Origin of the sequence: Streptomyces natalensis ATCC 27448 (assembly GCF_000935125.1) — a bacterium.
In the GTDB taxonomy this organism is placed as follows: domain Bacteria; phylum Actinomycetota; class Actinomycetes; order Streptomycetales; family Streptomycetaceae; genus Streptomyces; species Streptomyces natalensis.
Map to the genome: position 1 here is coordinate 86,235 of NZ_JRKI01000063.1, position 23,750 is coordinate 109,984.

Below are 23,750 nucleotides of genomic sequence, written 5' to 3' on the forward strand. Positions count from 1 at the left end.
CACCCATGGGACTTGAAGAGAAGCTGCCGAGCGGCTTTTTGCTGACCACTGTCGAGCAGGCCGCGGGATGGGTGCGCAAATCCTCGGTCTTCCCGGCGACCTTCGGGCTGGCCTGCTGCGCCATCGAAATGATGACCACCGGCGCCGGGCGCTACGACCTGGCCCGCTTCGGTATGGAGGTCTTCCGCGGCTCCCCGCGGCAGGCGGATCTGATGATCGTGGCCGGCCGGGTCAGCCAGAAGATGGCGCCCGTACTGCGGCAGGTCTACGACCAGATGCCGAACCCGAAATGGGTGATCTCCATGGGGGTCTGCGCCTCCTCGGGCGGCATGTTCAACAATTACGCGATCGTGCAGGGCGTTGATCACATCGTTCCCGTCGACATCTATCTGCCGGGCTGCCCGCCGCGTCCCGAAATGCTGATGGACGCCGTCCTCAAGCTCCACCGCAAGATCCAGGACACCAAGCTCGGCGTCAACCAGGAGCAGGCCGCCCGAGAGGCGGAGGAGGCGGCCCTGAAGGCGCTTCCCCTGATCGAGATGCCCCTCTCGGCCGGACAGAAGGGGCTGCCGCGGTGAGTGACCCGAAGAACCCCGAGCGCGACCAGGCCGACCACAACGGCGCTGTCCCGGTCCAGCGTGACGACACCGGCGAGGTGATCGGCACCCGCCGCGGCATGTTCGGCGCCAACAACGGCGGCGACACCTCCGGTTACGGCGGCCTGGTGCGCACCGTACGGCTGCCCGGGGCGAGCACCCGGCCCTACGGGGGACCGCGCGGCGCCGCGGAAGGCTACGGCGAGTTCGACGAGATCGCCGACGAGCTGGCGGGCGCCCTCGACGAGCAGGGCCTGGTGCCCGAGAACGTCATCGCCAAAACCGTCGTGGACCGCGCGGAGCTGACCTTCCACATCGAGCGGGAGTACCTGCCGGCGGTCGCCAGGATCCTGCGCGACGACCCGGCGCTGCGCTTCGAGCTGTGTACGGGCGTGAGCGGGGTGCACTACCCCGAGGACACGGGCCGCGAGCTGCACGCCGTCTACCACCTGCGCTCGATCACCCACAACCGGCTCGTCCGGCTGGAGGTCTCCGCCCCCGACGCCGACCCGCACGTGCCCTCGCTCGTGAGCGTCTATCCGACCAATGACTGGCACGAGCGCGAGACCTACGACTTCTTCGGTCTCGTCTTCGACGGCCATCCCGCGCTGACGCGGATCATGATGCCCGACGACTGGCAGGGCTTCCCGCAGCGCAAGGACTACCCGCTCGGCGGCATCCCCGTCGAGTACAAGGGCGCCCAGATCCCGGCTCCGGACCAGCGGAGGTCGTACAGCTGATGACCACCCCACCCCTAACCCCCCGCGACACCACCGAGGGCGCGGTCTACACCGTCACCGGCGGCGACTGGGACGAGGTCGCCGCGCGGGCGATGAAGTCCGACGACGAGCGGATCATCGTCAACATGGGGCCGCAGCACCCCTCCACCCACGGCGTGCTCCGGCTGATCCTGGAGATCGACGGCGAGACCGTCACCGAGGCCCGCTGCGGTATCGGCTATCTGCACACCGGCATCGAGAAGAACCTCGAATACCGGACCTGGACGCAGGGCACCACCTTCGTCACGCGGATGGATTACCTCACCCCGTTCTTCAACGAGACCGCCTACTGCCTGGCCGTCGAGAAGCTGCTCGGCATCACCGACCGGATCCCCGACCGGGCCTCGGTCATCCGCGTGATGCTGATGGAGCTCAACCGGCTCTCCTCCCACCTCGTCGCCATCGCCACCGGCGGGATGGAACTGGGCGCCACCACGATCATGATCTACGGCTTCCGCGACCGGGAACTGATCCTCGACCTCTACGAGCTGATCACCGGCCTGCGCATGAACCACGCCTACATCCGGCCCGGCGGTCTGGCCCAGGACCTGCCCCCGGGCGCCGTCGACCAGGTGCGCGCCTTCGTCAAGAAGATGCGCAAGAACCTCCCCGAGTACGACAAGCTCGCCACCGGCAACCCGGTCTTCAAGGGCCGCATGGAGGGCATCGGCTATCTCGACCTGGCCGGCGCTCTGGCCACCGGCGCCACCGGCCCCATCGTGCGCTCCGCCGGGCTCCCCCACGACCTGCGCACATCGCAGCCGTACTGCGGATACGAGACCTACGAGTTCGAGGTGCCCACCGCCGACACCTGCGACGCCTACGGCCGGTTCCTGATCCGGCTGGAGGAGATGCGCCAGTCGCTGCGGATCGTCGAGCAGTGCCTGGACCGGCTCGCACCGGGCCCGGTCATGGTCGAGGACAAGAAGATCGCCTGGCCCGCACAGCTGGCCCTGGGCCCCGACGGCCTCGGCAACTCCCTCGACCACATCAAGAAGATCATGGGCACCTCGATGGAGGCCCTGATCCACCACTTCAAGCTGGTGACGGAGGGCTTCCGCGTCCCGCCCGGCCAGGCGTACTGCGCCGTGGAATCCCCCAAGGGCGAACTGGGCGTCCATGTGGTCAGCGACGGCGGCACCCGCCCCTACCGCGTGCACTTCCGCGATCCGTCCTTCACCAATCTCCAGGCCATGGCGGCGATGTGCGAAGGCGGCCAGGTCGCCGACGTCATCGTCGCCGTCGCGTCCATCGACCCCGTGATGGGAGGCGTCGACCGGTGAACGACGTCCAGCTGGGCATGCCCCAACTCCCCGCTCCCGACTACCCCGCCGAGGTACGGGCCCGGCTGGAGGCGGACGCCGAGGAGGTGATCGCCCGCTACCCCGGCCCGCGGTCCGCGCTGCTGCCGCTGCTGCACCTCGTCCAGGCCGAGGAGGGGCACATCACCCGCACCGGCATCCGCTTCTGCGCCGAGCAGCTCGACCTGACCACGGCCGAGGTCACCGCCGTCTCGACCTTCTACTCCATGTACCGCCGCGACGACGGCGGCGACTACCAGGTCGGGGTGTGCACCAACACGCTGTGCGCGGTGATGGGCGGCGACGCCATCTTCGACGAGCTCAAGCGGCACCTCGGTGTCGAGAACGGCGGGACCACCGAGGACGGCGCCGTCACCCTCGAACACATCGAGTGCAACGCCGCCTGCGACTTCGCTCCCGTCGTGATGGTCAACTGGGAGTTCTTCGACAACCAGACGCCGGAGACCGCCAAGCGTCTGGTCGACGACCTGCGGGCCGGGCGCACCGTCGCACCCACCCGCGGCGCCCCGCTGTGCACCTTCAAGGAGACGTCCCGGATCCTGGCGGGCTTCCCCGACGCACGCCCGGGCGCCGTCGAAGCCACCGGCGGTGCGGGCGAGGCCTCGCTCGTCGGACTGCGCCTGGCCAGGGGCGAAGGCGCCCCGGGGCGCGGCACCGACCACGTCATCGCCCCGCGCACCCCGGCCACCGGCGCCACCGACGAGGCCGGCCCCTCTCCCGCCACCGCCCCAGATGGAGGGGCTACGCCCCACAGCAACTATGGCGGCCACCCCGACGAACCGCCGCCCTCGGGGCACCCCAGCTCGCATGACGCGCCGCAGCAGACCGCGGCCTCCGACCCCGAGCACCCCGCCGGACCGAACGCCGATGAGGAGGGGGAGTGATGACCGTGGCCGCCGAATACGGGGGCACCCGGCCCGAGGCCGGGAGCGACCCCGAAAAGCTCCTCGTGCCCGTCCTGTCCGCGTTCTGGGACGAGCCGGAATCCTGGACGCTGGAGACCTACCGCCGCCACGACGGCTACGCGGGCCTGCGCAAGGCGCTGGCCATGCCGCCCGACGACGTCATCGCCTACGTCAAGGACTCCGGCCTGCGCGGCCGCGGCGGCGCAGGCTTCCCCACCGGCATGAAATGGCAGTTCATCCCGCAGGGCGACGGCAAACCGCACTATCTCGTTGTCAACGCCGACGAATCGGAGCCCGGGACCTGCAAGGACATCCCGCTCCTCTTCGCGAACCCGCATGCCCTCATCGAGGGGATCGTGATCGCCTGTCATGCGATCCGGTCGAACCACGCCTTCATCTATCTGCGCGGTGAGGTCGTTCCCGTACTGCGCCGGCTGCACGAGGCCGTACGGGAGGCGTATGCGGCGGGCTTCCTCGGAAAGGACATCCTCGGCTCGGGACTCGAGGTGGATGTGATCGTGCACGCGGGCGCCGGCGCGTACATCTGCGGTGAGGAAACCGCGCTGCTGGATTCCCTGGAAGGCCGTCGCGGACAGCCCCGGCTGCGTCCTCCTTTCCCGGCGGTGGCGGGCCTCTACGCCTGCCCCACTGTCGTGAACAACGTCGAATCCATCGCGTCGGTTCCCGCGATCCTGAACAAAGGGAAAGAGTGGTTCAGGTCGATGGGCAGCGAGAAGTCCCCGGGCTTCACGCTCTACTCGCTCAGCGGCCATGTCGCCAACCCCGGCCAGTACGAAGCCCCGTTGGGCATCACCCTGCGCCAGCTGCTGGACATGAGCGGCGGCATGCGCCCAGGACACCGGCTGAAGTTCTGGACGCCGGGCGGCTCGTCCACGCCGATGTTCACCGACGCCCACCTCGACGTACCGCTGGACTACGAGGGCGTGGGCGAGGCCGGCTCGATGCTCGGCACCAAGGCGCTCCAGTGCTTCGACGAGACCACCTGCGTCGTGCGCGCCGTCACCCGCTGGACCGAGTTCTACGCCCACGAGTCCTGCGGCAAGTGCACGCCCTGCCGCGAAGGCACCTACTGGCTGGTGCAGCTGCTGCGCGACATCGAGGCCGGCAAGGGCCGGATGGCGGACCTCGACAAGATCGACGACATCGCCGACAACATCAACGGCAAGTCCTTCTGCGCCCTCGGCGACGGTGCCGCCTCGCCGATCTTCTCCTCGCTGAAGTACTTCCGCGAGGAGTACGAGCAGCACATCACCGGCAAGGGCTGCCCCTTCGACCCCGCCAAGTCGACCCTGTGGGCCGACAACGACGCTCACCTGGGGGTGAATGCATGACCGTCACAACCACGGGGGCGAACAGCGGCTCCACGGCCCTCCCGCCCGAGGACCTCGTCACCCTGACGATCGACGGCATCGAGATCTCCGTCCCCAAGGGGACGCTGGTCATCCGCGCCGCCGAACTCCTCGGCATCGAGATCCCGCGTTTTTGCGACCATCCGCTGCTGGATCCGGCCGGCGCCTGCCGCCAGTGCATCGTCGAGGTCGAGGGCCAGCGCAAACCGATGGCCTCGTGCACCATCACCTGCACCGACGGCATGGTCGTCAAAACGCAGCTGACCTCCCCGGTGGCCGAGAAGGCGCAGCGCGGCGTGATGGAGCTGCTGCTGATCAACCACCCGCTGGACTGCCCGGTCTGCGACAAGGGCGGCGAGTGTCCGCTCCAGAACCAGGCGATGCAGGTCGGCGACCCGGAGTCGCGCTTCGAGGGCCGCAAACGCACCTTCGCCAAACCGGTGCCGATCTCCGCCCAGGTGCTGCTGGACCGCGAGCGGTGCGTGCTGTGCGCGCGCTGCACCCGCTTCAGCAACCAGATCGCCGGCGACCCGATGATCGAGCTGGTCGAGCGCGGCGCCCTCCAGCAGGTCGGCACCGGCGAGGGCGACCCCTTCGAGTCGTACTTCTCTGGCAACACCATCCAGATCTGCCCGGTCGGCGCGCTCACCTCGGCCGCGTACCGCTTCCGCTCCCGCCCCTTCGACCTGGTCTCCTCGCCGTCGGTGTGCGAGCACTGCGCGGGCGGCTGCGCGACCCGTACGGACCACCGGCGCGGCAAGGTCCTGCGGCGGCTGGCCGCCAACGACCCCGAGGTCAACGAGGAGTGGATCTGCGACAAGGGGAGGTTTGCCTTCCGCTACGCGCAGCAGAGGGACCGGCTGGAGCACCCGTTGGTACGCAACCGGGAGTCCGGCGAACTGGAACCGGCGAGCTGGCCGGACGCCCTGGAGGCCGCGGCCCGGGGGCTGTCCGCCGCCAGGGGCCGCACCGGCGTCCTGACCGGCGGCCGGCTGACCGTCGAGGACGCCTACGCCTACGCCAAGTTCGCCCGGGTCGCGCTGGACACGAACGACATCGACTTCCGGGCACGGGTGCACAGCGCCGAGGAGGCCGACTTCCTGGCGGCCCGGGTCGCCGGCCGGGGCCGGGATCTCGGGGGCGGGGGCCTCACGTACACCGCCCTGGAGGAGGCACCGGCCGTCCTCCTGGCCGGTATCGAGGCCGAGGAGGAGGCTCCCGGCGTCTTCCTGCGGCTGCGCAAGGCGCACCGCAGGAGCGGTCAGCACACCTACGGGCTGGCGCCGTACGCCTCGCGCGGCCTGATCAAGGCGGGCGGCACGCTGCTCCCGGCGGCACCCGGCACCGAGACCGAATGGCTCGACGCGCTGGCCGGCGGCGTCGGACTGGAGGGCGAGGGAGGCGCGGCCGCCGAGGTGCTGCGCCAAGACGGTGCGGTGATCGTCGTCGGCGAGCGGCTGGCCGCGGTGCCCGGCGCTCTGACCGCCGCGGTCCGCGCGGCCACCGCCACCGGCGCCCGCCTGGTGTGGATCCCGCGGCGGGCCGGTGAGCGCGGCGCCCTGGAAGCGGGCGCGCTGCCGGGGCTGCTGCCCGGCGGCCGTCCGGCCACCGACCCCCGGGCCCGCGACGAGGTCGCCGCCGCCTGGGGCGTGGCCGAACTCCCGCACCGCCACGGCCGCGACACCGGCCAGATCATCGAGGCCGCGGCCACCGGAGAGCTGAGCGCGCTCCTGGTGGCGGGCGTCGAGGTCGCCGACCTGCCCGACCCGGCCCGCGCGCTGACCGCCCTGGACGAGGTCGGCTTCCTGGTCAGCCTGGAACTGCGGCCCTCACAGGTCACCGAACGGGCCGATGTGGTCCTCCCGGTGGCGGCCGTGGTCGAGAAGGCCGGCACGTTCCTCAACTGGGAGGGCCGGGCCCGGCCGTTCGAGGCCGCGCTCAAACCCGACCAGATGACCCGGCGCCATCTGCTGCCGGACGCCCGGGTGCTGCACATGCTCGCGGACGCTCTCGACGTCCGTCTGACGCTCCCGGACGTCCACGCCGTACGCCGCGAGATGGACCGGCTCGGCGGCTGGGACGGCCCGTACGCCGGGGAGCCCGTGGAGAGCGGGCGCCCGCTGCCCCGCCCCGACACCGGCGAGGCCGTACTGGCCGGGCACCACCTCCTCCTGGACCAGGGCCTGCTCCAGGAGGGCGACGAGGCGCTGGCCGGCACCCGGCACGCCGCGCTCGCCCGGATGTCGCCGGCCACCGCCGAGGAGACCGGCGTCAAGGACGGCGATCTGCTGGCCGTGACGGGACCGGCGGGCTCGGTGCGGCTGCCGCTGCGGGTGACGCCGATGCCCGACCGGGTGGTGTGGCTGCCGCTGAATTCCGTCGGCGGCGGCGTCGCCGCCGACACCGGGGCGCTCCCCGGTGAGCTGGTGAAGGTCTCCGCCGCATCCGGAACGACGGAGCCCGCCGAGGAGGAGGTCTGATGCAGCGGCTCGACCAACTGACCGCCGCAGGAACGGCGCTGGCGCAGGAAGACCTGTCGATGTTCGGCCGCGATCCCTGGTGGCTGGTCGTCATCAAAGCGGTCTTCTGTTTCGCGTTCCTCATGCTGACCGTGCTGTTCTCCATCGTCTGGGAACGCAAGGTCGTCGCCTGGATGCAGCTGCGCATCGGCCCCAACCGGCACGGCCCCTGGGGCATGCTCCAGTCCCTGGCCGACGGCATCAAGCTGATGCTCAAGGAGGACCTGGTCGTGCGGCGCGCCGACAAGGCCGTCTACGTCCTCGCGCCGATCGTCGCGGCCATCCCGGCCTTCATGGCGATCGCGGTGATCCCCTTCGGCCCGGCCGACAACGAGGTCTCCATCTTCGGTGTCCGCACCCCGATGCAGCTCACCGACCTGCCCATCGGCATCCTCTACGTCCTGGCGACCGCCTCCGTCGGCATCTACGGCATCGTGCTGGCCGGCTGGTCCTCCGGCTCGACCTATCCGTTGCTCGGCGGGCTGCGCTCCTGCGCCCAGATGATCTCGTACGAGATCGCGATGGGCGCCGCCTTCGCCTCGGTCTTCCTCTACTCCGGGTCGATGTCGACGTCGACGATCGTGGAGTCGCAGCAGAGCAGGTGGTACGTCCTGCTGCTGCCGGTGTCGTTCCTCATCTACATCGCGACGATGGTGGGCGAGACCAACCGCGCACCGTTCGACATGCCCGAGTCCGAGGGCGACCTCGTCGGCGGCTTCAACACCGAGTACTCGTCCATCAAGTTCGCGATGTTCATGCTCGCCGAGTACGTGAACATGGTGACGGTCTCGGCGGTGGCGACCACGCTCTTCCTGGGCGGCTGGCGGGCCCCGTACCCGATCTCCTCCTTCTGGGCGGGCGCGAACCACGGCTGGTGGCCGATGCTCTGGTTCACGATCAAGGTCCAGCTGCTGCTGTTCTTCTTCATCTGGCTGCGCGGCACGCTCCCGCGGGTGCGCTACGACCAGTTGATGAAGCTGGGCTGGAAGGTCCTCATCCCGGTCTCGCTGGTCTGGCTGCTGCTGGTCGCCACCGTCCGGGCGCTGAAGAACGAGGGCTACCAGTTCCAGCAGATCGTGCTCTACGTCGCCGGAGGCGCCCTCACCCTGCTGTTGATCTCGCTGCTCGTGGACTTCTTCCGGCGCGGCGAGCCGGTGGAGGAGCCGGACGGGGACGGGGAGTTCGACCCGATGGCCGGCGGATTCCCCGTACCGCCGCTGCCCGGACAGAGCCTGCCGCCGGTGCCGCGCAGGCGGCCGCGCTGGGGCCCGGAGTCCGAGCGGGAGTTGATTGTCAGTGGCGGGGTGGACACTGTCCGTGACGGAAATGGGATCGACGGAAAGGGGGGCGACGGTGCCTGAGTTCCAGAACCCCGTGGCCGGCTTCGGCGTGACCTTCAAGGCCATGTTCAAGAAGCGGCTGACCGAGCAGTACCCGGAGGAGAAGAAGCCGACGGCCCCGCGCTTCCACGGCCGCCATCAGCTCAACCGCCATCCGGACGGCCTGGAGAAGTGCATCGGCTGCGAGCTGTGCGCCTGGGCCTGCCCCGCGGACGCCATCTACGTCGAGGGCGCCGACAACACCGACGAGGAGCGTTACTCCCCGGGCGAGCGCTACGGCAGCGTCTACCAGATCAACTATCTGCGCTGCATTCTGTGCGGTCTGTGCGTGGAGGCCTGTCCGACCCGCGCGCTGACCATGACCAACGAGTACGAACTCGCCGACAAGACCCGCACCTCGCTCATCTACACCAAGGAAGAGCTGCTCGTCGGCCTGGAGGACACCATGGTCGACTCCCCGCATGCGATCTACCCGGGCATGACGGAGAAGGACTACTACAAGGGGCTGGTGACCGAGGCCGCGCCCGGGACGGTCCGTCAGGTCGCCGTCTCCAAGGGCGAACGGCCGGAAGGGGCCGCGACGCAGGACAAGGAGGTGCGGTCATGACCGTCCTCGCCGCCGCGGCCTCCACCGGCGAGGCCGTGCAGTTCTGGCTCCTGGGCATCGTCGCCGTCGCCGGCGCGCTGTGCACGATCATGCTCAGGCGCGCGGTCCACAGCGCCCTTTCCCTGGCCGGGACCATGATCGTCCTGGCGATCTTCTATCTGGCCAACGGCGCGTATTTCCTCGGCATCGTCCAGATCGTCGTCTACACCGGCGCGATCATGATGCTGTTCCTCTTCGTCGTCATGCTGGTCGGCGTCACCGCCGCGGACTCCCTCAAGGAGACGCTCAAGGGCCAGCGCTGGCTCGCCGCGGGCCTGGGCATCGGCTTCGGCGTCCTGCTCATCGCCGGTATCGGCAATGCCTCGCTCAAGCAGTTCAACGGCCTGGGGGACGCCAACGCCGGCGGCAATGTGCAGGGCCTGGCCGCGCTCATCTTCACCAAGTACGTCTTCGCCTTCGAAATCACCGGCGCGCTGCTGATCACCGCGGCCGTCGGCGCGATGGTGCTCACCCACCGCGAGCGTACGGAGCGCGCCAAGAGCCAGCGCGAACAGTCCATCGCCCGCATCAAGGAGGGCAAGCACATCCCGCCGCTGCCCGCCCCCGGTGTCTACGCCCGGCACAACGCCGTGGACATCCCGGGCCTGCTGCCCGACGGCACCCCGTCCGAGCTGACGGTCAATCCGACGCTGCGCGGGCGCGGCCAGATCCGCGATGTCTCGCGCGAATCGCTCGCCGAGCTGAAGGCGCTGGAGCGGCGCTCCGAGAAATGGCTGGGGCGTGAGTCCGCGGACGAACCCGAACCCCCGCCGTCCGGTGGCCCGGCGCCCAAGGAGCACACGGAGGGGGCCAAGAAATGAATCCGGTCTACTACCTCTATCTGGCCGCCCTGTTGTTCACCATCGGCGGGGCCGGGGTGCTGATCAGGCGGAACGCCATCGTGGTGTTCATGTGCATCGAGCTGATGCTCAACGCCTGCAATCTCGCCTTCGTGACCTTCTCGCGGATGCACGGGAATCTCGACGGCCAGATCATCGCCTTCTTCACGATGGTCGTCGCCGCGGCCGAGGTCGTGGTCGGCCTGGCGATCATCGTGTCGATCTTCCGCACCCGTCATACGGCCTCGGTCGACGACGCCAGCCTGATGAAGCTGTAAGGGGTCGCACAAAGTGGAGAACTTGATCGCGCTGCTCGTCGCGGCACCGCTGGTCGGTGCGGCCCTGCTGTTGTGCGGCGGCAGTCGCCTGGACCGCGCCGGCCACTGGATCGGCTCGCTGTTCGCGGTGGCCTCGTTCGCCATCGGGGCGGCGCTCTTCGCCGACATGCTCGGCAAGAGCCCCGAGCACCGTGCCCTGCACCAGCACCTGTACAGCTGGATCCCGGTCGGCGGCTTCCGCGCCGACGTCGCCTTCCAGCTCGACCAGTTGTCGATGACCTTCGTCCTGCTGATCACCGGGGTCGGCTCGCTGATCCACATCTACTCGATCGGCTATATGGCCCATGACGACCGGCGCCGCCGCTTCTTCGGTTATCTCAACCTCTTCCTCGCGGCGATGCTGCTGCTCGTCCTCGCCGACAACTACCTTCTCCTCTACGTCGGATGGGAGGGCGTCGGCCTCGCCTCGTACCTCCTGATCGGCTTCTGGCAGCACAAGCCCAGCGCGGCCACCGCCGCCAAGAAGGCGTTCCTGGTCAACCGCGTCGGCGACATGGGCCTGTCCATCGCGATCATGCTGATGTTCACGACGTTCGGGACCTTCGCCTTCGGCCCGGTGCTCGCCTCCACCGGTGCGACCTCCCAAGGGAGACTGACCGCCATCGGGCTGTTGCTGCTGCTGGCCGCCTGCGGCAAGTCGGCACAGGTGCCGCTCCAGTCCTGGCTGGGCGACGCGATGGAGGGCCCGACCCCGGTCTCGGCCCTGATCCACGCCGCCACCATGGTCACCGCAGGCGTCTACCTGATCACCCGCTCCGGGGCGGTCTTCAATGCCGCACCCGACGCCCAGGCGGCCGTCGTGGCCGTCGGCGCGGTCACGCTGCTCTTCGGTGCGATCGTCGGTTGCGCCAAGGACGACATCAAAAAGGCGCTGGCCGGCTCGACGATGTCCCAGATCGGCTACATGATCATGGCTGCCGGTCTCGGTCCGATCGGCTACGCCTTCGCGATCATGCATCTGGTCACCCACGGCTTCTTCAAGGCGGGCCTCTTCCTCGGCGCAGGCTCCGTGATGCACGGCATGAACGACGAGGTGGACATGCGCCGTTACGGCGGTCTGCGCCGGTACATGCCGGTCACCTTCGTCACCTTCGGCCTCGGCTATCTGGCGATCATCGGCTTCCCCGGCCTGTCCGGCTTCTTCTCCAAGGACAAGATCATCGAGGCGGCGTTCGCCAAGGGCGGCACCGAAGGCTGGATCCTGGGCGGCGCGGCCCTCCTGGGCGCCGCGATCACCGCGTTCTACATGACCCGGGTGATGCTGATGACCTTCTTCGGCGAAAAACGCTGGGATCCCGAAGAAGTCCATCCACACGAGTCGCCCAAGGTCATGACGATCCCGATGATCGTGCTGGCCCTCGGATCGGTCTTCGCGGGCGCCCTGTTCAGCGTCAACGAAAACTTCGTCAGGTGGCTGGAACCGGTCACCTCCTTCGCCCACGGCCACTCCCCGCTCAGCGCCACCGCCGTCACCTCCGCCACCATGGTCGTCCTGATCATCGGCGTCGGCATCGCCTGGGCCATGTACGGCCGCAGGCCCGTACCGGCCACCGCCCCGCGCGGCTCGCTGCTCACCCGCGCCGCCCGCCGCGACCTCCTCCAGGACGACTTCAACCACGTCGTCCTGGTACGCGGCGGCGAACACCTCACCCGCACGCTCGTCTATCTCGACCACTCCGTGGTGGACGGCGCGGTCAACGGCACGGCGGCCACGATGGGCGGACTCTCCGGCCGGCTGCGCCAGTTGCAGAGCGGGTTCGTCCGCTCGTACGCGGTCCAGATGCTCGGCGGGGCCGCCGTTCTCGTCGCCGCGACCCTGCTGATGAGGGGTGTCTGAGCCATGTCCTTTCCCCTGCTGACGGCCACCGCGGCGCTCCCGGCGATCGGCGCGGTCGCCACCGCCGCGGTGCCCGCCGCCAAGCGCAGTGCGGCCAAATGGCTGGCGCTGGCGTTCTCCCTGGCCACCTTCGCCCTGGCCCTGGTGATCGCCTTCCGCTTCGTGCCGGGCGCCAAGGGCCCCTACCAGCTCACCGAATCACACGCCTGGATCCGCGACTTCGGGGTCCGCTACGACCTCGGTGTGGACGGCATCGCCGTCGCCCTGATCGCGCTGACCACCCTGCTGATCCCGTTCGTCATCCTGGCGGGCTGGCACGACGCCGACCCCCTGGAAGACACCGCTGCATCTGATGGCGGCTCCGCCGCGGGCAATCCCCGCTGGCGGCCCACCCAGGGCTTCTTCGCCCTGATCCTGGCCGTCGAGGCGATGGTCGTCCTCTCCTTCGAGGCCACCGACGTCTTCCTCTTCTACATCTTCTTCGAAGCCATGCTCATCCCGATGTACTTCCTCATCGGCGGCTTCGGGGACGGCGCCCACGCGGGCGGTGAGGACCAGGCCGCCACCCAGCGGTCGTACGCCGCGGTGAAGTTCCTGCTCTACAACCTCGCCGGCGGCCTGATCATGCTGGCCGCGGTCATCGGCCTCTACGCCGCCACCGCCGACCAGCTCGGCACCGGCACCTTCTCGCTCCAGCAGATCGTCGAGGCCCGGGCCGCCGGCAAGCTCGACCTCGGCACCGGCACCGAACGCCTGCTGTTCCTCGGCTTCTTCTTCGCCTTCGCGGTGAAGGCCCCGCTGTGGCCGCTGCACACCTGGCTGCCCAACGCCATGGGCGAGGCGACCGCCCCGGTGGCGGTGCTGATCACCGCGGTCGTCGACAAGGTCGGCACCTTCGCGATGCTCCGCTTCTGCCTCCAGCTCTTCCCCGGGGCCAGCCGCTGGGCGACCCCGGTCATTCTCGTCCTCGCCCTGATCAGCATCGTCTACGGCGCCCTGCTCGCCGTCGGCCAACGCGACATCAAGCGCCTGATCGCCTACGCCTCGATCTCCCACTTCGGCTTCATCATCCTGGGCATCTTCGCCATGACGACCCAGGGCCAGGGCGGCGCGACGCTCTACATGGTCAACCACGGCATCTCGACCGCCGCGCTGATGCTGGCCGCCGGCTTCCTGATCAGCCGCCGCGGCTCGCGTCTGATCGCGGACTACGGCGGTGTCCAGAAGGTCGCCCCGGTGCTCGCGGGGACCTTCCTCGTCGGCGGTCTCGCCACCCTCTCGCTGCCCGGAATGGCGCCGTTCGTCAGCGAATTCCTCGTCCTGGTCGGCACCTTCAGCCGCTACCCGGTCATCGGCATCATCGCCACCCTCGGCATCGTCCTGGCCGCGCTCTACGTCCTGGTCCTCTACCAGCGGACGATGACCGGCCCGGTCAGGGAGGAGGTGCGCACCATGCCCGACCTGCGGATCCGGGAGCTGGTCGTGGTCGCGCCGCTGATCGCGCTGCTGCTCTTCCTCGGGGTGTACCCCAAACCGCTCACCGACATCGTCAATCCGGCGGTGCACCACACCCTGTCCGTCGTGGACAAGAAGGACCCCAAGCCCGCTGTGCAGGTGAACGCCGTGCCCGGTGGAGGCCGGCACGGCCACGCCGCGCCTGATCAAGACGTGGAGGCCGCGAAGTGAGTTCCGTGGCAAGTGTCCACAGCCTGTGGACGGTGGCGGCCGAGGTGCCGGGCCGGATCCCGGCACCGCATATCGAATACGCTCAGCTGTCGCCGACCCTGATCGTTTTCGGTGCGGCGGTGCTCGGCATCCTGGTCGAGGCGCTGCTGCCCCGCAGGAGCCGCTACTACGCCCAGCTGGCGCTGTCGGTGGTGGCGCTGGCCGCCGCGTTCGCCGCGGTGATCGGCCTGGCGGCCGCCGGCTTCGGCTCGTCCAAGGCACACATCGCCGCCATGGGCGCCATCGCCGTCGACGGCCCCGCCCTCTTCCTCCAGGGCACGATCCTGCTGGTCTCCCTGGTCGCCGTCTTCACCTTCGCCGAGCGCCGGCTCGACCCCGCGGCACACCACAAGCCCGTGGACTCCTTCGCTGCCCAGGCCGCCGCCGTCCCCGGCGGCGCAGCCGAACAGGCCGCGGTCAAGGCCGGGTTCACCACCACCGAGGTCTTCCCGATCGTCCTCTTCGCGATCGGCGGCATGCTGGTCTTCCCGGCGGCCAACGACCTGCTGACCCTCTTCATCGCCCTGGAGGTCTTCTCCCTCCCCCTCTACATCCTGTGCGCCCTGGCCCGCCGCCAGCGCCTCCTCTCCCAGGAAGCCGCCGTCAAGTACTTCCTCCTCGGCGCCTTCTCCTCCGCGTTCCTCCTGTTCGGCATCGCCCTGCTCTACGGCTACGCGGGCACGGTCACCTACGCCGGAATCGCCGAGGTCATCTCGGACGGCGCCAAGCAGATCGACCCGGCGCTGGCCGGCACCATGGGCAACGACGCCCTGCTGCTGATCGGCTCGGCGCTCGTGCTGATGGGCCTGCTGTTCAAGGTCGGCGCGGTCCCGTTCCACATGTGGACCCCGGACGTCTACCAAGGCGCCCCGACCCCGGTCACCGGCTTCATGGCGGCCGCCACCAAGGTCGCCGCCTTCGGCGCGCTGCTGCGGCTGCTGTACGTCGTGCTGCCGGGCATGCGCTGGGACTGGCGGCCGGTGATGTGGGGCGTGGCGATCGTCACGATGCTGGGCGGCGCCATCGTCGCCATCACCCAGACCGACATCAAGCGTCTGCTGGCCTACTCCTCCATCGCGCACGCCGGCTTCATCCTCGCCGGTGTCATCGCCACCAGCGAGGACGGCATCTCGTCCGTCCTGTTCTACCTGGGCGCGTACTCCTTCGTGACGCTCGGCGCCTTCGCCGTCGTCACCCTGGTACGGGACGCGGGCGGCGAGGCCACCCACCTGTCCAAGTGGGCCGGGCTCGGCCGCCGTTCACCCCTGGTGGCGGCGGTCTTCGCCGTCTTCCTGCTCGCCTTCGCCGGTATCCCGCTGACGTCCGGTTTCGCCGGGAAGTTCGCGGTCTTCAAGGCGGCGGCCCAGAGCGGCGCGGGCTGGCTGGTGGTGGTCGGTGTGATCTCGTCCGCCATCGCCGCGTTCTTCTACATCCGCGTCATCGTGCTGATGTTCTTCAGCGAGCCGAAGCCGGACGGCCCCACCGTCGCGGTCCCCAGCCCGCTGACGATCACCGCCATCGCCGTCGGCGTCGCGGTCACCCTGGTACTGGGTCTGGCGCCGCAGTACTTCCTCGATCTGGCGGGCCAGGCCGGGGTGTTCGTCCGCTGACGGCGCGCCGCCGCATGGCCGACGCCGAGGCTCGGCCGGTACACCGGCGTCGTACGGCCGCCGACCGGAGTCCCCAAGAGGGCTCCGGGCGGTGGCCGTTGCGTGCGAGGCGTACGGTCAGCTGCTGGGCATGCTCGGCAGCGTCGGCATGTTCGGGATCTTCACGCTGCCGTCGGTGGACTTGGTGTACTGCTCGGTCGGCCCGTTCTTCCAGTGGACCGTCAGCGTCTTGCCGTCCGAGCCGGGCTTGAGGGTGCCCATGGTGCGGGTGTTGTCGCCCTTGGTGCACTTCAGGGCGGCCATGGTCAGCCCGGCCATCTGCTGGACCTTGCCCATACAGGCCGTCTGGTGCCCGTCGGCCAGCGCCACGGTGCCATGGGCGACCACGAGCACCATCGGACTCTGCGCGGACCCGGCCTTCCAGGCCCCGTCGAGCGCCTTGCCGTCCGAGGACTGCCCGCCCGGAGTCGACGCCCCGCTCTCCGGCGCCTTGCTCGGCGCACTGTCGCTGCCCTTGTCTGCGCCCTTGTCGCCGCTGCTTCCGCAACCGCTGAGCAGCATCGCGGCAACCGCGGCCGCCCCGGCGATCTGTGCTGCCTTGCGCACGTACGTCTCCTCCGTTGTGGGACAGGGAGGGGTGAGGGTAGCAGGAGGGGGCGGGCGGGACGGGCGGTCGCGATCGGCGGCGCTGGTCCCCTTCCGGGGGGCCTCCCCCCCCGCCCCCGCCCCCCTCCCACCCCACTCCCCAACCCATGGTGCTCTGGCTCCCCGTCCCACCCCGTCCCGCCCCGTCCCACCCCGTCCCACCCCGTCCCGCCCCGTCCCGTCCCGCCCCGTCCCGCCCTCGCCCCTCCTGCCGTCCCCTGACTTGCTTCCCCTAACTCGCCGCCGTGCTCTTGTCCATCTGGACGGCTTGGTACGCGGCGTGGGCGGACCACTCCTGCTTTGCGAGGCGTTTGAGGTCGCGGCGCTGGGCGGAGAAGGGGCCGCCGGGCACGAGCTTGGTGTCCAGGTCGACGGCTGCCACGTGGGCGGCCAGGAGGCGGGTGCGGGGGTCGGGGAGGTGAGCTTCGAGCGCGGCCAGGAAGCGGGCGCGCACCGGGCCTATCAGGTCGACCGGGCCGGCCGGGAACCGGTCGTACGGGAAGAGGCCCAGGGCGCGGTGGGGCTCGCGGCGCACCGCACCACGCTCCTCCAGGCGGCGCAGGCACAGCTCATGGACCGGCCGGGCGGCGCTGCGCACCCAGCGATGGGCCTTGACGCTGCTGCCCCGGTGCTTGCCCGGTGCGGGCAGCGCGGCGAGCGCGCCGTCCAGGACCGGGTCGCCGAGCGGCAGCGGATTGGCCACCGCGACCCGGTCGCCGTGCTCCACGGTGATCCGCCCGGCCGCCTCCAGCTCCGCCAGCGCCGCGCCCGCCACGCCGTACCGCAGATACGCGGCGTTGCTTATCGGACGCCCGCGGACGGGGTCCAGGGCGAGCAGCAGCAGTTCCTCGGGGAGCGTGAGGGCGGCCCCGCCGGCCCCGTGGGCCGTCTCGTCGGCGCCCGTCATGGGGCCTCCTGAGGTGGCATGGCCGAGACCGTGCCCAGATCGGGTGCGGGCAGGATGCGTCCGGTGACCTCGCCCAGGCCGATCCGGGCGCCGTCGGGGCCGGGGGCCCAGGCCGTGAGGGTGATCTCGTCGCCGTCCTGGAGGTAGGGGCCCTTGCCCTGGGTGATTTCGAGCAGACATCCGAGCTGGTCCGGCTCGGGCCCGGAGACCGTGCCGGAGGCGAACAGATCGCCGGTGCGCAGCGAAGCGCCGTTGACCGTCATATGGGCCAGCTGCTGGGCGGCCGTCCAGTACATCGCGGAGAACGGCGGACTGGAGAGGCGCTCGCCATTGAGAGCCACCTCGATGCGGAGGTCGATACCGCCCGGCTCCCCGTCCGAGTCGTCCAGGTACGGCAGCAGCGGGAAGTCCCGGGCGGGCGGGGGCGTACGGGCCTGGTCGAAGGCGTCGAGCGGGGTGACCCACGCGGAGACGGAGGTGGCGAACGACTTGCCCAGGAAGGGGCCGAGCGGTTGGTACTCCCAGGCCTGGATGTCGCGTGCGGACCAGTCGTTGACCAGGCAGACGCCGAAGACATGATCCCGGAAGGCGTCCAGCCCCACCGGTTCATGGAGGGCGGAGGGGGTGCCGACCACGAAGCCGACCTCCGCCTCGATGTCGAGGCGGGCGGACGGCCCGAAGGACGGGACGGCGTCCGCCGGGGACTTGCGCTGGCCGTTAGGGCGCACCACAGGGGTACCGGTGACGACGACGGTGCCGGCGCGGCCGTGGTAACCGATCGGCAGATGCTTCCAGTTGGGCGGCAGTGCGGCGCCGTTGGGGCGGAAGATTCGGCCGACGTTGGTGGCGTGGTGCTCGCTGGAGTAGAAGTCGACGTAGTCGGCGACCTCGAAGGGGAGGTGCAGGGTTACCGCGTCGAGGGGGTGGAAGAGCGGTGCCACGGCGGTGCGGTGCTCGGGGGCGGTGACGGCGGCGCGGACGGCCGCGCGGACCTCCTGCCAGACGGTGCGCCCGGCGCCGAGCAGGGGGTTGAGGGACGGTGCGGCGAGCAGCTCCGTGTGCGCGGGCCGTACGACCGAAGGCAGCGCGTCCGGCAGGGCGCTCAGGTCGAGGACGTGGTGGCCGTAGCGGACGCCGATTCTGCGCCGGTCGGGCGCATCGGCCGTGGTGAAGACGCCGTAGGGGAGGGTGTGCGGGCCGAAGGGTTCGCCTTCCGCCAGGTCGAACGGGCTCTGCTCGGGCATGGACAGCTCCTCGTTTCGTCGTCGCCGGTGGGCGGGCCGGCCGGTCCGGTATCGGATGATGGCCGGGCCGGTCGGTTCGAAGATCAGGGTACGGCCGGGCGCAATGCGGCGGGGGAGCCTGTGGATAACTCCGCTCCGGCCGCCGAACCCCTCGAATCGCGCTGGCGTGCGCCCAGCCCGCCCCCGCCGCGTACGCGCCCCCGTTCACCTCTCCCGCCACCCGCAATATCCTGAAATCCCTTGCTGCACCGGGCATTTCGGGCCTAGCGTCCGTTGTCGGTACGAGCCGGGGATTCCCGGGCGAGGCCGTTTGCGTTGGGGGGCAGGTGGCTCGCAGTGGCGTACGGCTCGCGGTCGACCGGAGTTCCGGCTCTTCGAGAACACCGCCGGGGTGGATGTCGTCCGCGCCCAGCACCTGCATCGGACCGGGCGGCCCGTCCCGGAGGGCGCACAGCGCCGCGGGCGCCGCTTCGTCGTCGAGAGCATCGATCTGCCCGCGCGGCCGGCCTGCCGGGACGGCGGCCCCGGACGGCGGGCGGCCGGTACCGAGGCGCCGTGGTTCGCGGGCGACGATCCGCTGCCGTTCTTCATGATGCTCGCGTCTTCATGATGCTCGCGTGCTCCACCGGGACCGGAGCCCGCCATCTGGTGCGCCTGCACCGCGCCACCCGCCGTGCCACCTGGACCGGCGCAACGGCACACCACCCACAGGAGAGGCGGCCGAGGTGACGGATACGAGGACTCCGGTGGCGGTCATCGGGGTCGGCCCGTACGGCCTGTCGGCCGCGGCGCATCTGAGGGCGAGGGGCCTGCCGGTGCGGGTCTTCGGGGAGCCCATGGCGAGCTGGCGGTCGCAGATGCCCGCGGGCATGCTGCTCACGTCGACCCCGGAGGCGTCCAGCATCCACGTCCCGCACGCCGGGCACACCCTGGGCGACTTCTGCGCCGCCACCGGGGAGGGCAGCTATGTCTCCGACTGGGACGTCATCCCCGTCGAGACCTTCGTCCGGTACGGGCAGTGGCTCCAGCAGCGGCTGGTCCCGCAGCTGGAGCGGGTCCGGGTGGTGTCGGTGGACCGGGTGGACGAGGGCTTCACGCTGAAGCTGGACGACGGCGAGTCGGCCGCGGCGCGGGCGGTGGTGGTCGCCACCGGGCTGAGCAACCTCGCCCATCTGCCACCGGAGCTGGCGGCCGCCGCCCCGGAGGGGCCGTCGGCCGCGGGGCCCGTCTCACACAGCTCCCAGCATCACGACCTGTCGGCGCTGGCCGGGCGGCATGTGGTCGTGGTCGGCGCGGGCCAGTCGGCCCTGGAGAGTGCGGTGCTCCTGGTGGAGCGCGGCGCGGCATCCGTACGGGTGGTGGCGCGCGGGCGCGCGGCGGTCGGCTTCGGCGCGCCGCCGAACCGCCGGCCCCGGTGGCGGCCGCGGACGCCGTTCGGCAATGCCTGGTCCCTGTACGCGTTCACGCGCCACGCCGGGGCGTTCCGTCATCTCCCGGTGCCCATGCGACGGTTCCTGGTGCGCCGGGTGCTGGGCCCACTGGGGGCGTGGTGGCTGCGGGACCGCTTCCAAGGGCGCGTGTCGGTCACCGAGGGGCGGCGGATCGTGCGCGCCCGGGTCCGCGACGGCCGCCCGGTGCTGGCGCTGCGCGGTGCGGACGGGCACGGCGGCGAGGTCATCGCGGACCACGTACTGGCCGCCACCGGCTATCGGGTGCGGCTGGCGGCGCTGGAGTTCCTCGGTGAGGGCCTGCGCACCGGCCTCGCGATGCGCGCGGGCGGGCCCCTGCTGGACGCCGGTTTCGGCTCGTCCGTACCGGGGCTGTACTTCACCGGGCCGCCGGCCGCCGCCTCGTTCGGGCCGCTGATGCGGTTCGTCTGCGGTACGGAGTTCGCCTCTTCCCGGCTGGCGCGGGCGGTGGTGCGGGCGTACGGGTGAGGGGCGTCGGGTGCCACTACGAGTGAGGTCGGGCGCCCATGACGAGTGACGGGGCCTCCGCCTAGGGGGCCTCCGCGCAGCAACCCCGTGCGTAGCAAGCGCCCCGCGCAGCAAGCGCCCCGCGCAGCAAGCGCCCCACCCGGTAGACGGCCTTGCCCCGTGCGGGGCCGGTTCGCGTGTCATCCCGATGGCGGAGGCCGACGGGCCCGGGTGCGGGCCACGAGGATGGCCGAAGAGCCCATGGTCCTCGCCGGAATTCGGCTCCGCGGTCACGGCCGGTGCCCCGGGGCATTCGGGAACGCGCCCGCCTCTGCCACCCCTCCCCTCCCACCGCAAATGCGGCATAAAGGGAGATTTCGAACATACCGCCCGGTGGGCCGGTGTGCTGGCCGGGTGTTTCGAGGGGCGGGCGCTCACGGTGATCGAACTGCGACCGGATACGCTGGCCAGTGGTGGAGACAGCGACAGATCGACATTCCGTTTGATCGTCAGCAGACAGGAGTACCCCTCGTGACCGTCGTCGAGCCTTTTGGGCTGAGCGTGCGGGACCAGGCACTTGAGGCCGATGTCCAGGCCGGGTTGGCGGCTGTCGAGGAGGGCCTGCTGGAGGCCACCAAAAGCGACGTGCCGTTCATCACCGAGGCCGCGCAGCATCTGGTGCGCGCCGGGGGCAAGCGGTTCCGGCCGCTGCTGGTGATGCTGGCCGCGCAGTTCGGCGACCCGTACAGCCCCGGTGTGGTGCCGTCGGCGGTGGTCGTGGAGCTGACGCATCTGGCGACGCTCTACCACGACGACGTGATGGACGAGGCGGATGTGCGCCGCGGTGTGGCCAGCGCCAACGCCCGCTGGGGCAACTCCGTTGCCGTACTGACCGGCGACTTCCTCTTCGCCCGCGCCTCGCACATCCTGGCCGACCTCGGGCCCGAGGCGGTCCGGATCCAGGCCGAGGCGTTCGAACGCCTGGTGACCGGCCAGATTCTGGAGACCGCCGGACCGCGCGACGGCCAGGACACCATCGACCACTACCTGGACGTCCTGGCGGGGAAGACCGGCTCGCTGGTCGCCGTGGCCTGCCGCTTCGGCGCGATGATGTCCGGCGCGCAGGAGTCGGTCGTCAACATCCTCACCCAGTACGGCGAGCGGCTGGGCACCGCCTTCCAGCTGGCCGACGATGTGCTGGACATCGCCAGCGACTCCCACGAGTCCGGCAAGACGCCGGGTACCGACCTGCGCGAGGGCATCGCGACGCTGCCGGTGCTGCATCTGCGCGCGCTGGCCGAGGGGGAATCCGGTACGGCCGAGGACCGCGCGCTGTGCGAGCTGCTGGCCGGCGATCTGACCGACGACGCCCGCCACGCCGAGGCGCTCACCAAGCTGCGCGCTCACCCGGCGCTGGAGCAGGCCCGCCGCGACACCGTGCGCTACGCCGAACAGGCCCGCGCGCTGCTGGCGCCGCTGGCGCAGTGCCCGGCCAAGGCGGCGCTGGAAGGCCTGTGCGACGCGGTGGTGCACCGGGCCGGCTGAGTCCGGGCGGCGCGGTGCGGGCAGTAATCAACCCTCGGTTTGACGCTCCATGATGCCGGGGCAGCTCCCCGCGTTTCTCCGGGGTGTTTCTCAGGGTTCGATCAGCCTCGCGTAGTACATGAGCCGCCGTTCGGTGACCGGACGTCATCCCACAGCAGTACGGGAAGTTGGACCCGCGGGGTGACGCCATGTCCGCGGGGGTTTGGTGGGATGGGAAGCACCACAACACGGCGGACGGGCCACAATGAGCTCTCAGGGGTGGACGAGTGCGTCGCGCGGAAACCGCCGTACACGACGGAGGTAGGCACATGCCACGGAACGAACCGACCGAGGTCACCGACGGATGGGACGGGGGGCGCTCGCCCAGGCGCCGTAAGGCGGTGCGGTACGGCGTACCGGTCGCGGTGGCGGGCGTGGCGGCGGCCACGATCGGGCTGGTCCCGGCGTTCGCCGGCTCCGGTTCTCCCGACCTGCCGAAGATCTCGGCGCAGGATCTGATAGCGAAAATCGCCAAGTCCGATGTCCAGCAGCTGTCCGGCACGGTCCGGGTCACCACCGACCTCGGGCTGCCGTCCCTGCCGGGCGGCGGCGCCGGAGCCTTCGGCGGCGCGGGCCACGGCGACGGTGCGAAGGGCAAGGACGGCGCGACCGCGTCCCCGCAGAACAAGCTGATGGAGCTGGCGTCCGGTGCGCACACGCTGCGCGTCGCCGCCGACGGGCCCGCCAAACAGCGGGTCTCGATCGTCGACGAGGCCGCCGAATACAGCATCATCCACAACGGCAACCAGGTCTGGGCGTACGACAGCGGCACCAACACCGCCGTCCACAGCACCGCCGCCGCGCACGACAAGGGCGCCCGGTGGCACCACGACCGCAAGGACGCGCCCAAGGACCTGCCCAAGGGGCTGAAGAACGCCACCCCGCAGGACCTCGCCCAGCAGGCCCTGAAGGCGGCCGGCGACACCACCTCGGTCACGGTCGACGGCACGGCGCGGGTCGCCGGGCGGGACGCCTACCAGCTCCTGATCAAGCCCAAGCAGTCCGCCTCGACGATCGGGTCGATCCGGATTGCGGTGGACGCCGCCAAGGGCGTCCCGCTGAAGTTCACCCTGACGCCCAAGAGCGGGGGAGCGGCCGCGATCGACGTCGGCTACACCGCCGTCGACTTCGCCAAGCCCGCCGCAAGCTCCTTCACCTTCACCCCGCCCAAGGGTGCCAAGGTCGTCGACGGCGACAAGGAGCGGGCGAAGGCCGCGCGGCAGCACGGCAAGGACTTCAAGGACCGCAAGGGCCTGGAGGACTTCAAGGACCGGGGCGGGCTGAACGTCATCGGCAAGGGCTGGACGTCCATCGCCACGATCAAGGGCTCCGGCTCGGGCCTGCCCACCGGCAAGAGCCACGGCGCCGGCGGCGACGCGGGCACATTCCTGGACGGCATCGGTGAGAAGGCGACCGGTTCCTTCGGCTCCGGCCGGGTCTTCAGCACCCGCCTGGTCAACGCTCTGATAACCGACCACGGCACGGTCTACGTCGGTGCCGTCGACAAGCAGGCCCTCATCGACGCGGCCAACGCCGCCAAGTAACAGGCCACGGAAGCACCAAGGGCGCGCCGCGCCTCCCGTCCGGGGCGCGGCGCGGCCCGCAGCCGTTCCGCAGTCCGGTACCAG

General features: G+C 70.6%; 20 protein-coding genes. 17 read left to right on the forward strand and 3 right to left on the reverse strand.

Annotated elements, in window-relative coordinates:
• Nucleotides 1–5: 5 nt before the first annotated feature.
• The 13 genes from SNA_RS36890 to nuoN are packed head-to-tail and all read left to right on the forward strand — an operon-like array spanning nt 6 to nt 15,826.
• Nucleotides 6–578, forward strand: a complete 573-nt coding sequence (locus SNA_RS36890; protein ID WP_030067023.1) for a NuoB/complex I 20 kDa subunit family protein — start codon at nt 6–8, stop codon at nt 576–578.
• The gene (locus tag SNA_RS36895) at nt 575–1,336 is read left to right on the forward strand and encodes an NADH-quinone oxidoreductase subunit C (RefSeq protein ID WP_030067022.1); all 762 of its coding nucleotides are present in this window, start codon (nt 575–577) and stop codon (nt 1,334–1,336) included. Before SNA_RS36890 ends, SNA_RS36895 begins: the two co-directional genes overlap by 4 nt.
• A complete protein-coding gene (locus tag SNA_RS36900) occupies nt 1,336–2,658 on the forward strand; it encodes an NADH-quinone oxidoreductase subunit D (RefSeq protein ID WP_030067021.1) in 1,323 nt (440 codons plus the stop codon). The genes SNA_RS36895 and SNA_RS36900 overlap by 1 nt, the downstream gene beginning before the upstream one ends.
• A 17-nt stretch (nt 2,659–2,675) precedes the next feature.
• Nucleotides 2,676–3,581: an NADH-quinone oxidoreductase subunit NuoE gene (gene nuoE, locus SNA_RS36905; protein WP_044368917.1), complete on the forward strand. Its 906-nt coding sequence runs from the start codon at nt 2,676–2,678 to the stop codon at nt 3,579–3,581.
• Nucleotides 3,581–4,954 (forward strand): NADH-quinone oxidoreductase subunit NuoF, encoded by a 1,374-nt coding sequence (nuoF, locus tag SNA_RS36910; protein WP_030067019.1) that lies wholly within the window; start codon nt 3,581–3,583, stop codon nt 4,952–4,954. Before nuoE ends, nuoF begins: the two co-directional genes overlap by 1 nt.
• On the forward strand, nt 4,951–7,452 hold the full coding sequence (locus SNA_RS36915) for an NADH-quinone oxidoreductase subunit G (protein ID WP_044368741.1): 2,502 nt from the start codon (nt 4,951–4,953) through the stop codon (nt 7,450–7,452). Before nuoF ends, SNA_RS36915 begins: the two co-directional genes overlap by 4 nt.
• Nucleotides 7,452–8,852 (forward strand): NADH-quinone oxidoreductase subunit NuoH, encoded by a 1,401-nt coding sequence (gene nuoH / locus SNA_RS36920; RefSeq protein WP_044368743.1) that lies wholly within the window; start codon nt 7,452–7,454, stop codon nt 8,850–8,852. Before SNA_RS36915 ends, nuoH begins: the two co-directional genes overlap by 1 nt.
• A complete protein-coding gene (gene nuoI / locus SNA_RS36925; protein ID WP_030067015.1) occupies nt 8,845–9,438 on the forward strand; it encodes an NADH-quinone oxidoreductase subunit NuoI in 594 nt (197 codons plus the stop codon). The genes nuoH and nuoI overlap by 8 nt, the downstream gene beginning before the upstream one ends.
• Nucleotides 9,435–10,298 carry an NADH-quinone oxidoreductase subunit J gene (locus SNA_RS36930; protein ID WP_030067014.1) on the forward strand — a complete coding sequence of 288 codons (864 nt, stop codon included), beginning with the start codon at nt 9,435–9,437 and terminating at the stop codon, nt 10,296–10,298. The genes nuoI and SNA_RS36930 overlap by 4 nt, the downstream gene beginning before the upstream one ends.
• Nucleotides 10,295–10,594: an NADH-quinone oxidoreductase subunit NuoK gene (gene nuoK, locus SNA_RS36935; RefSeq protein WP_030067013.1), complete on the forward strand. Its 300-nt coding sequence runs from the start codon at nt 10,295–10,297 to the stop codon at nt 10,592–10,594. Before SNA_RS36930 ends, nuoK begins: the two co-directional genes overlap by 4 nt.
• A 13-nt stretch (nt 10,595–10,607) precedes the next feature.
• Complete coding sequence (gene nuoL / locus SNA_RS36940) at nt 10,608–12,491, forward strand: NADH-quinone oxidoreductase subunit L (protein ID WP_030067012.1); 1,884 nt, start codon at nt 10,608–10,610, stop codon at nt 12,489–12,491.
• A gap of 3 nt (nt 12,492–12,494) precedes the next feature.
• Entirely contained in the window at nt 12,495–14,177 is a 1,683-nt protein-coding gene (locus tag SNA_RS36945; protein WP_044368746.1) for an NADH-quinone oxidoreductase subunit M, read from the forward strand.
• The gene (gene nuoN / locus SNA_RS36950) at nt 14,174–15,826 is read left to right on the forward strand and encodes an NADH-quinone oxidoreductase subunit NuoN (protein WP_044368749.1); all 1,653 of its coding nucleotides are present in this window, start codon (nt 14,174–14,176) and stop codon (nt 15,824–15,826) included. Before SNA_RS36945 ends, nuoN begins: the two co-directional genes overlap by 4 nt.
• 117 nt (nt 15,827–15,943) lie before the next feature.
• Here the strand turns inward: nuoN and SNA_RS36955 are convergent, their stop codons facing one another.
• The 3 genes from SNA_RS36955 to fahA all read right to left on the reverse strand — a co-directional run bounded on the left by SNA_RS36955 (nt 15,944) and on the right by fahA (nt 18,622).
• Nucleotides 15,944–16,432, reverse strand: coding sequence for a hypothetical protein (locus tag SNA_RS36955; protein WP_030067008.1), 489 nt, complete (start codon nt 16,430–16,432; stop codon nt 15,944–15,946).
• Between the two features lie 271 nt (nt 16,433–16,703).
• Nucleotides 16,704–17,378, reverse strand: coding sequence for a GOLPH3/VPS74 family protein (locus tag SNA_RS36960; RefSeq protein WP_044368752.1), 675 nt, complete (start codon nt 17,376–17,378; stop codon nt 16,704–16,706).
• Entirely contained in the window at nt 17,375–18,622 is a 1,248-nt protein-coding gene (gene fahA / locus SNA_RS36965) for a fumarylacetoacetase (RefSeq protein WP_044368755.1), read from the reverse strand. Before fahA ends, SNA_RS36960 begins: the two co-directional genes overlap by 4 nt.
• Before the next feature lie 310 nt (nt 18,623–18,932).
• Here fahA and SNA_RS36970 point away from each other — a divergent pair, with 310 nt between their 5' ends.
• From SNA_RS36970 to SNA_RS36985, 4 genes are all read left to right on the forward strand, one after another.
• Complete coding sequence (locus SNA_RS36970; protein ID WP_157880196.1) at nt 18,933–19,232, forward strand: hypothetical protein; 300 nt, start codon at nt 18,933–18,935, stop codon at nt 19,230–19,232.
• 115 nt (nt 19,233–19,347) lie between these two features.
• Nucleotides 19,348–20,559, forward strand: coding sequence for an FAD-dependent oxidoreductase (locus tag SNA_RS36975; RefSeq protein WP_030069724.1), 1,212 nt, complete (start codon nt 19,348–19,350; stop codon nt 20,557–20,559).
• 510 nt (nt 20,560–21,069) lie between these two features.
• Complete coding sequence (locus tag SNA_RS36980) at nt 21,070–22,083, forward strand: polyprenyl synthetase family protein (RefSeq protein WP_044368757.1); 1,014 nt, start codon at nt 21,070–21,072, stop codon at nt 22,081–22,083.
• 308 nt (nt 22,084–22,391) lie between these two features.
• Nucleotides 22,392–23,666, forward strand: a complete 1,275-nt coding sequence (locus SNA_RS36985) for a LolA family protein (protein ID WP_030069722.1) — start codon at nt 22,392–22,394, stop codon at nt 23,664–23,666.
• The last annotated feature ends 84 nt before the right edge of the window (nt 23,667–23,750 follow it).

Coding starts and splice junctions, on each gene's coding strand:
- nuoK (WP_030067013.1), top strand. CDS start 10,295: ATGAATCCGGTCTACTACCTCTATCTGGCCGCCCTGTTGTTCACCATC.
- fahA (WP_044368755.1), bottom strand. CDS start 18,622: ATGCCCGAGCAGAGCCCGTTCGACCTGGCGGAAGGCGAACCCTTCGGC.
- SNA_RS36960 (WP_044368752.1), bottom strand. CDS start 17,378: ATGACGGGCGCCGACGAGACGGCCCACGGGGCCGGCGGGGCCGCCCTC.
- nuoF (WP_030067019.1), top strand. CDS start 3,581: ATGACCGTGGCCGCCGAATACGGGGGCACCCGGCCCGAGGCCGGGAGC.
- SNA_RS36890 (WP_030067023.1), top strand. CDS start 6: ATGGGACTTGAAGAGAAGCTGCCGAGCGGCTTTTTGCTGACCACTGTC.
- SNA_RS36930 (WP_030067014.1), top strand. CDS start 9,435: ATGACCGTCCTCGCCGCCGCGGCCTCCACCGGCGAGGCCGTGCAGTTC.
- SNA_RS36985 (WP_030069722.1), top strand. CDS start 22,392: ATGCCACGGAACGAACCGACCGAGGTCACCGACGGATGGGACGGGGGG.
- nuoH (WP_044368743.1), top strand. CDS start 7,452: ATGCAGCGGCTCGACCAACTGACCGCCGCAGGAACGGCGCTGGCGCAG.
- SNA_RS36900 (WP_030067021.1), top strand. CDS start 1,336: ATGACCACCCCACCCCTAACCCCCCGCGACACCACCGAGGGCGCGGTC.
- SNA_RS36945 (WP_044368746.1), top strand. CDS start 12,495: ATGTCCTTTCCCCTGCTGACGGCCACCGCGGCGCTCCCGGCGATCGGC.
- nuoE (WP_044368917.1), top strand. CDS start 2,676: ATGCCCCAACTCCCCGCTCCCGACTACCCCGCCGAGGTACGGGCCCGG.
- SNA_RS36915 (WP_044368741.1), top strand. CDS start 4,951: ATGACCGTCACAACCACGGGGGCGAACAGCGGCTCCACGGCCCTCCCG.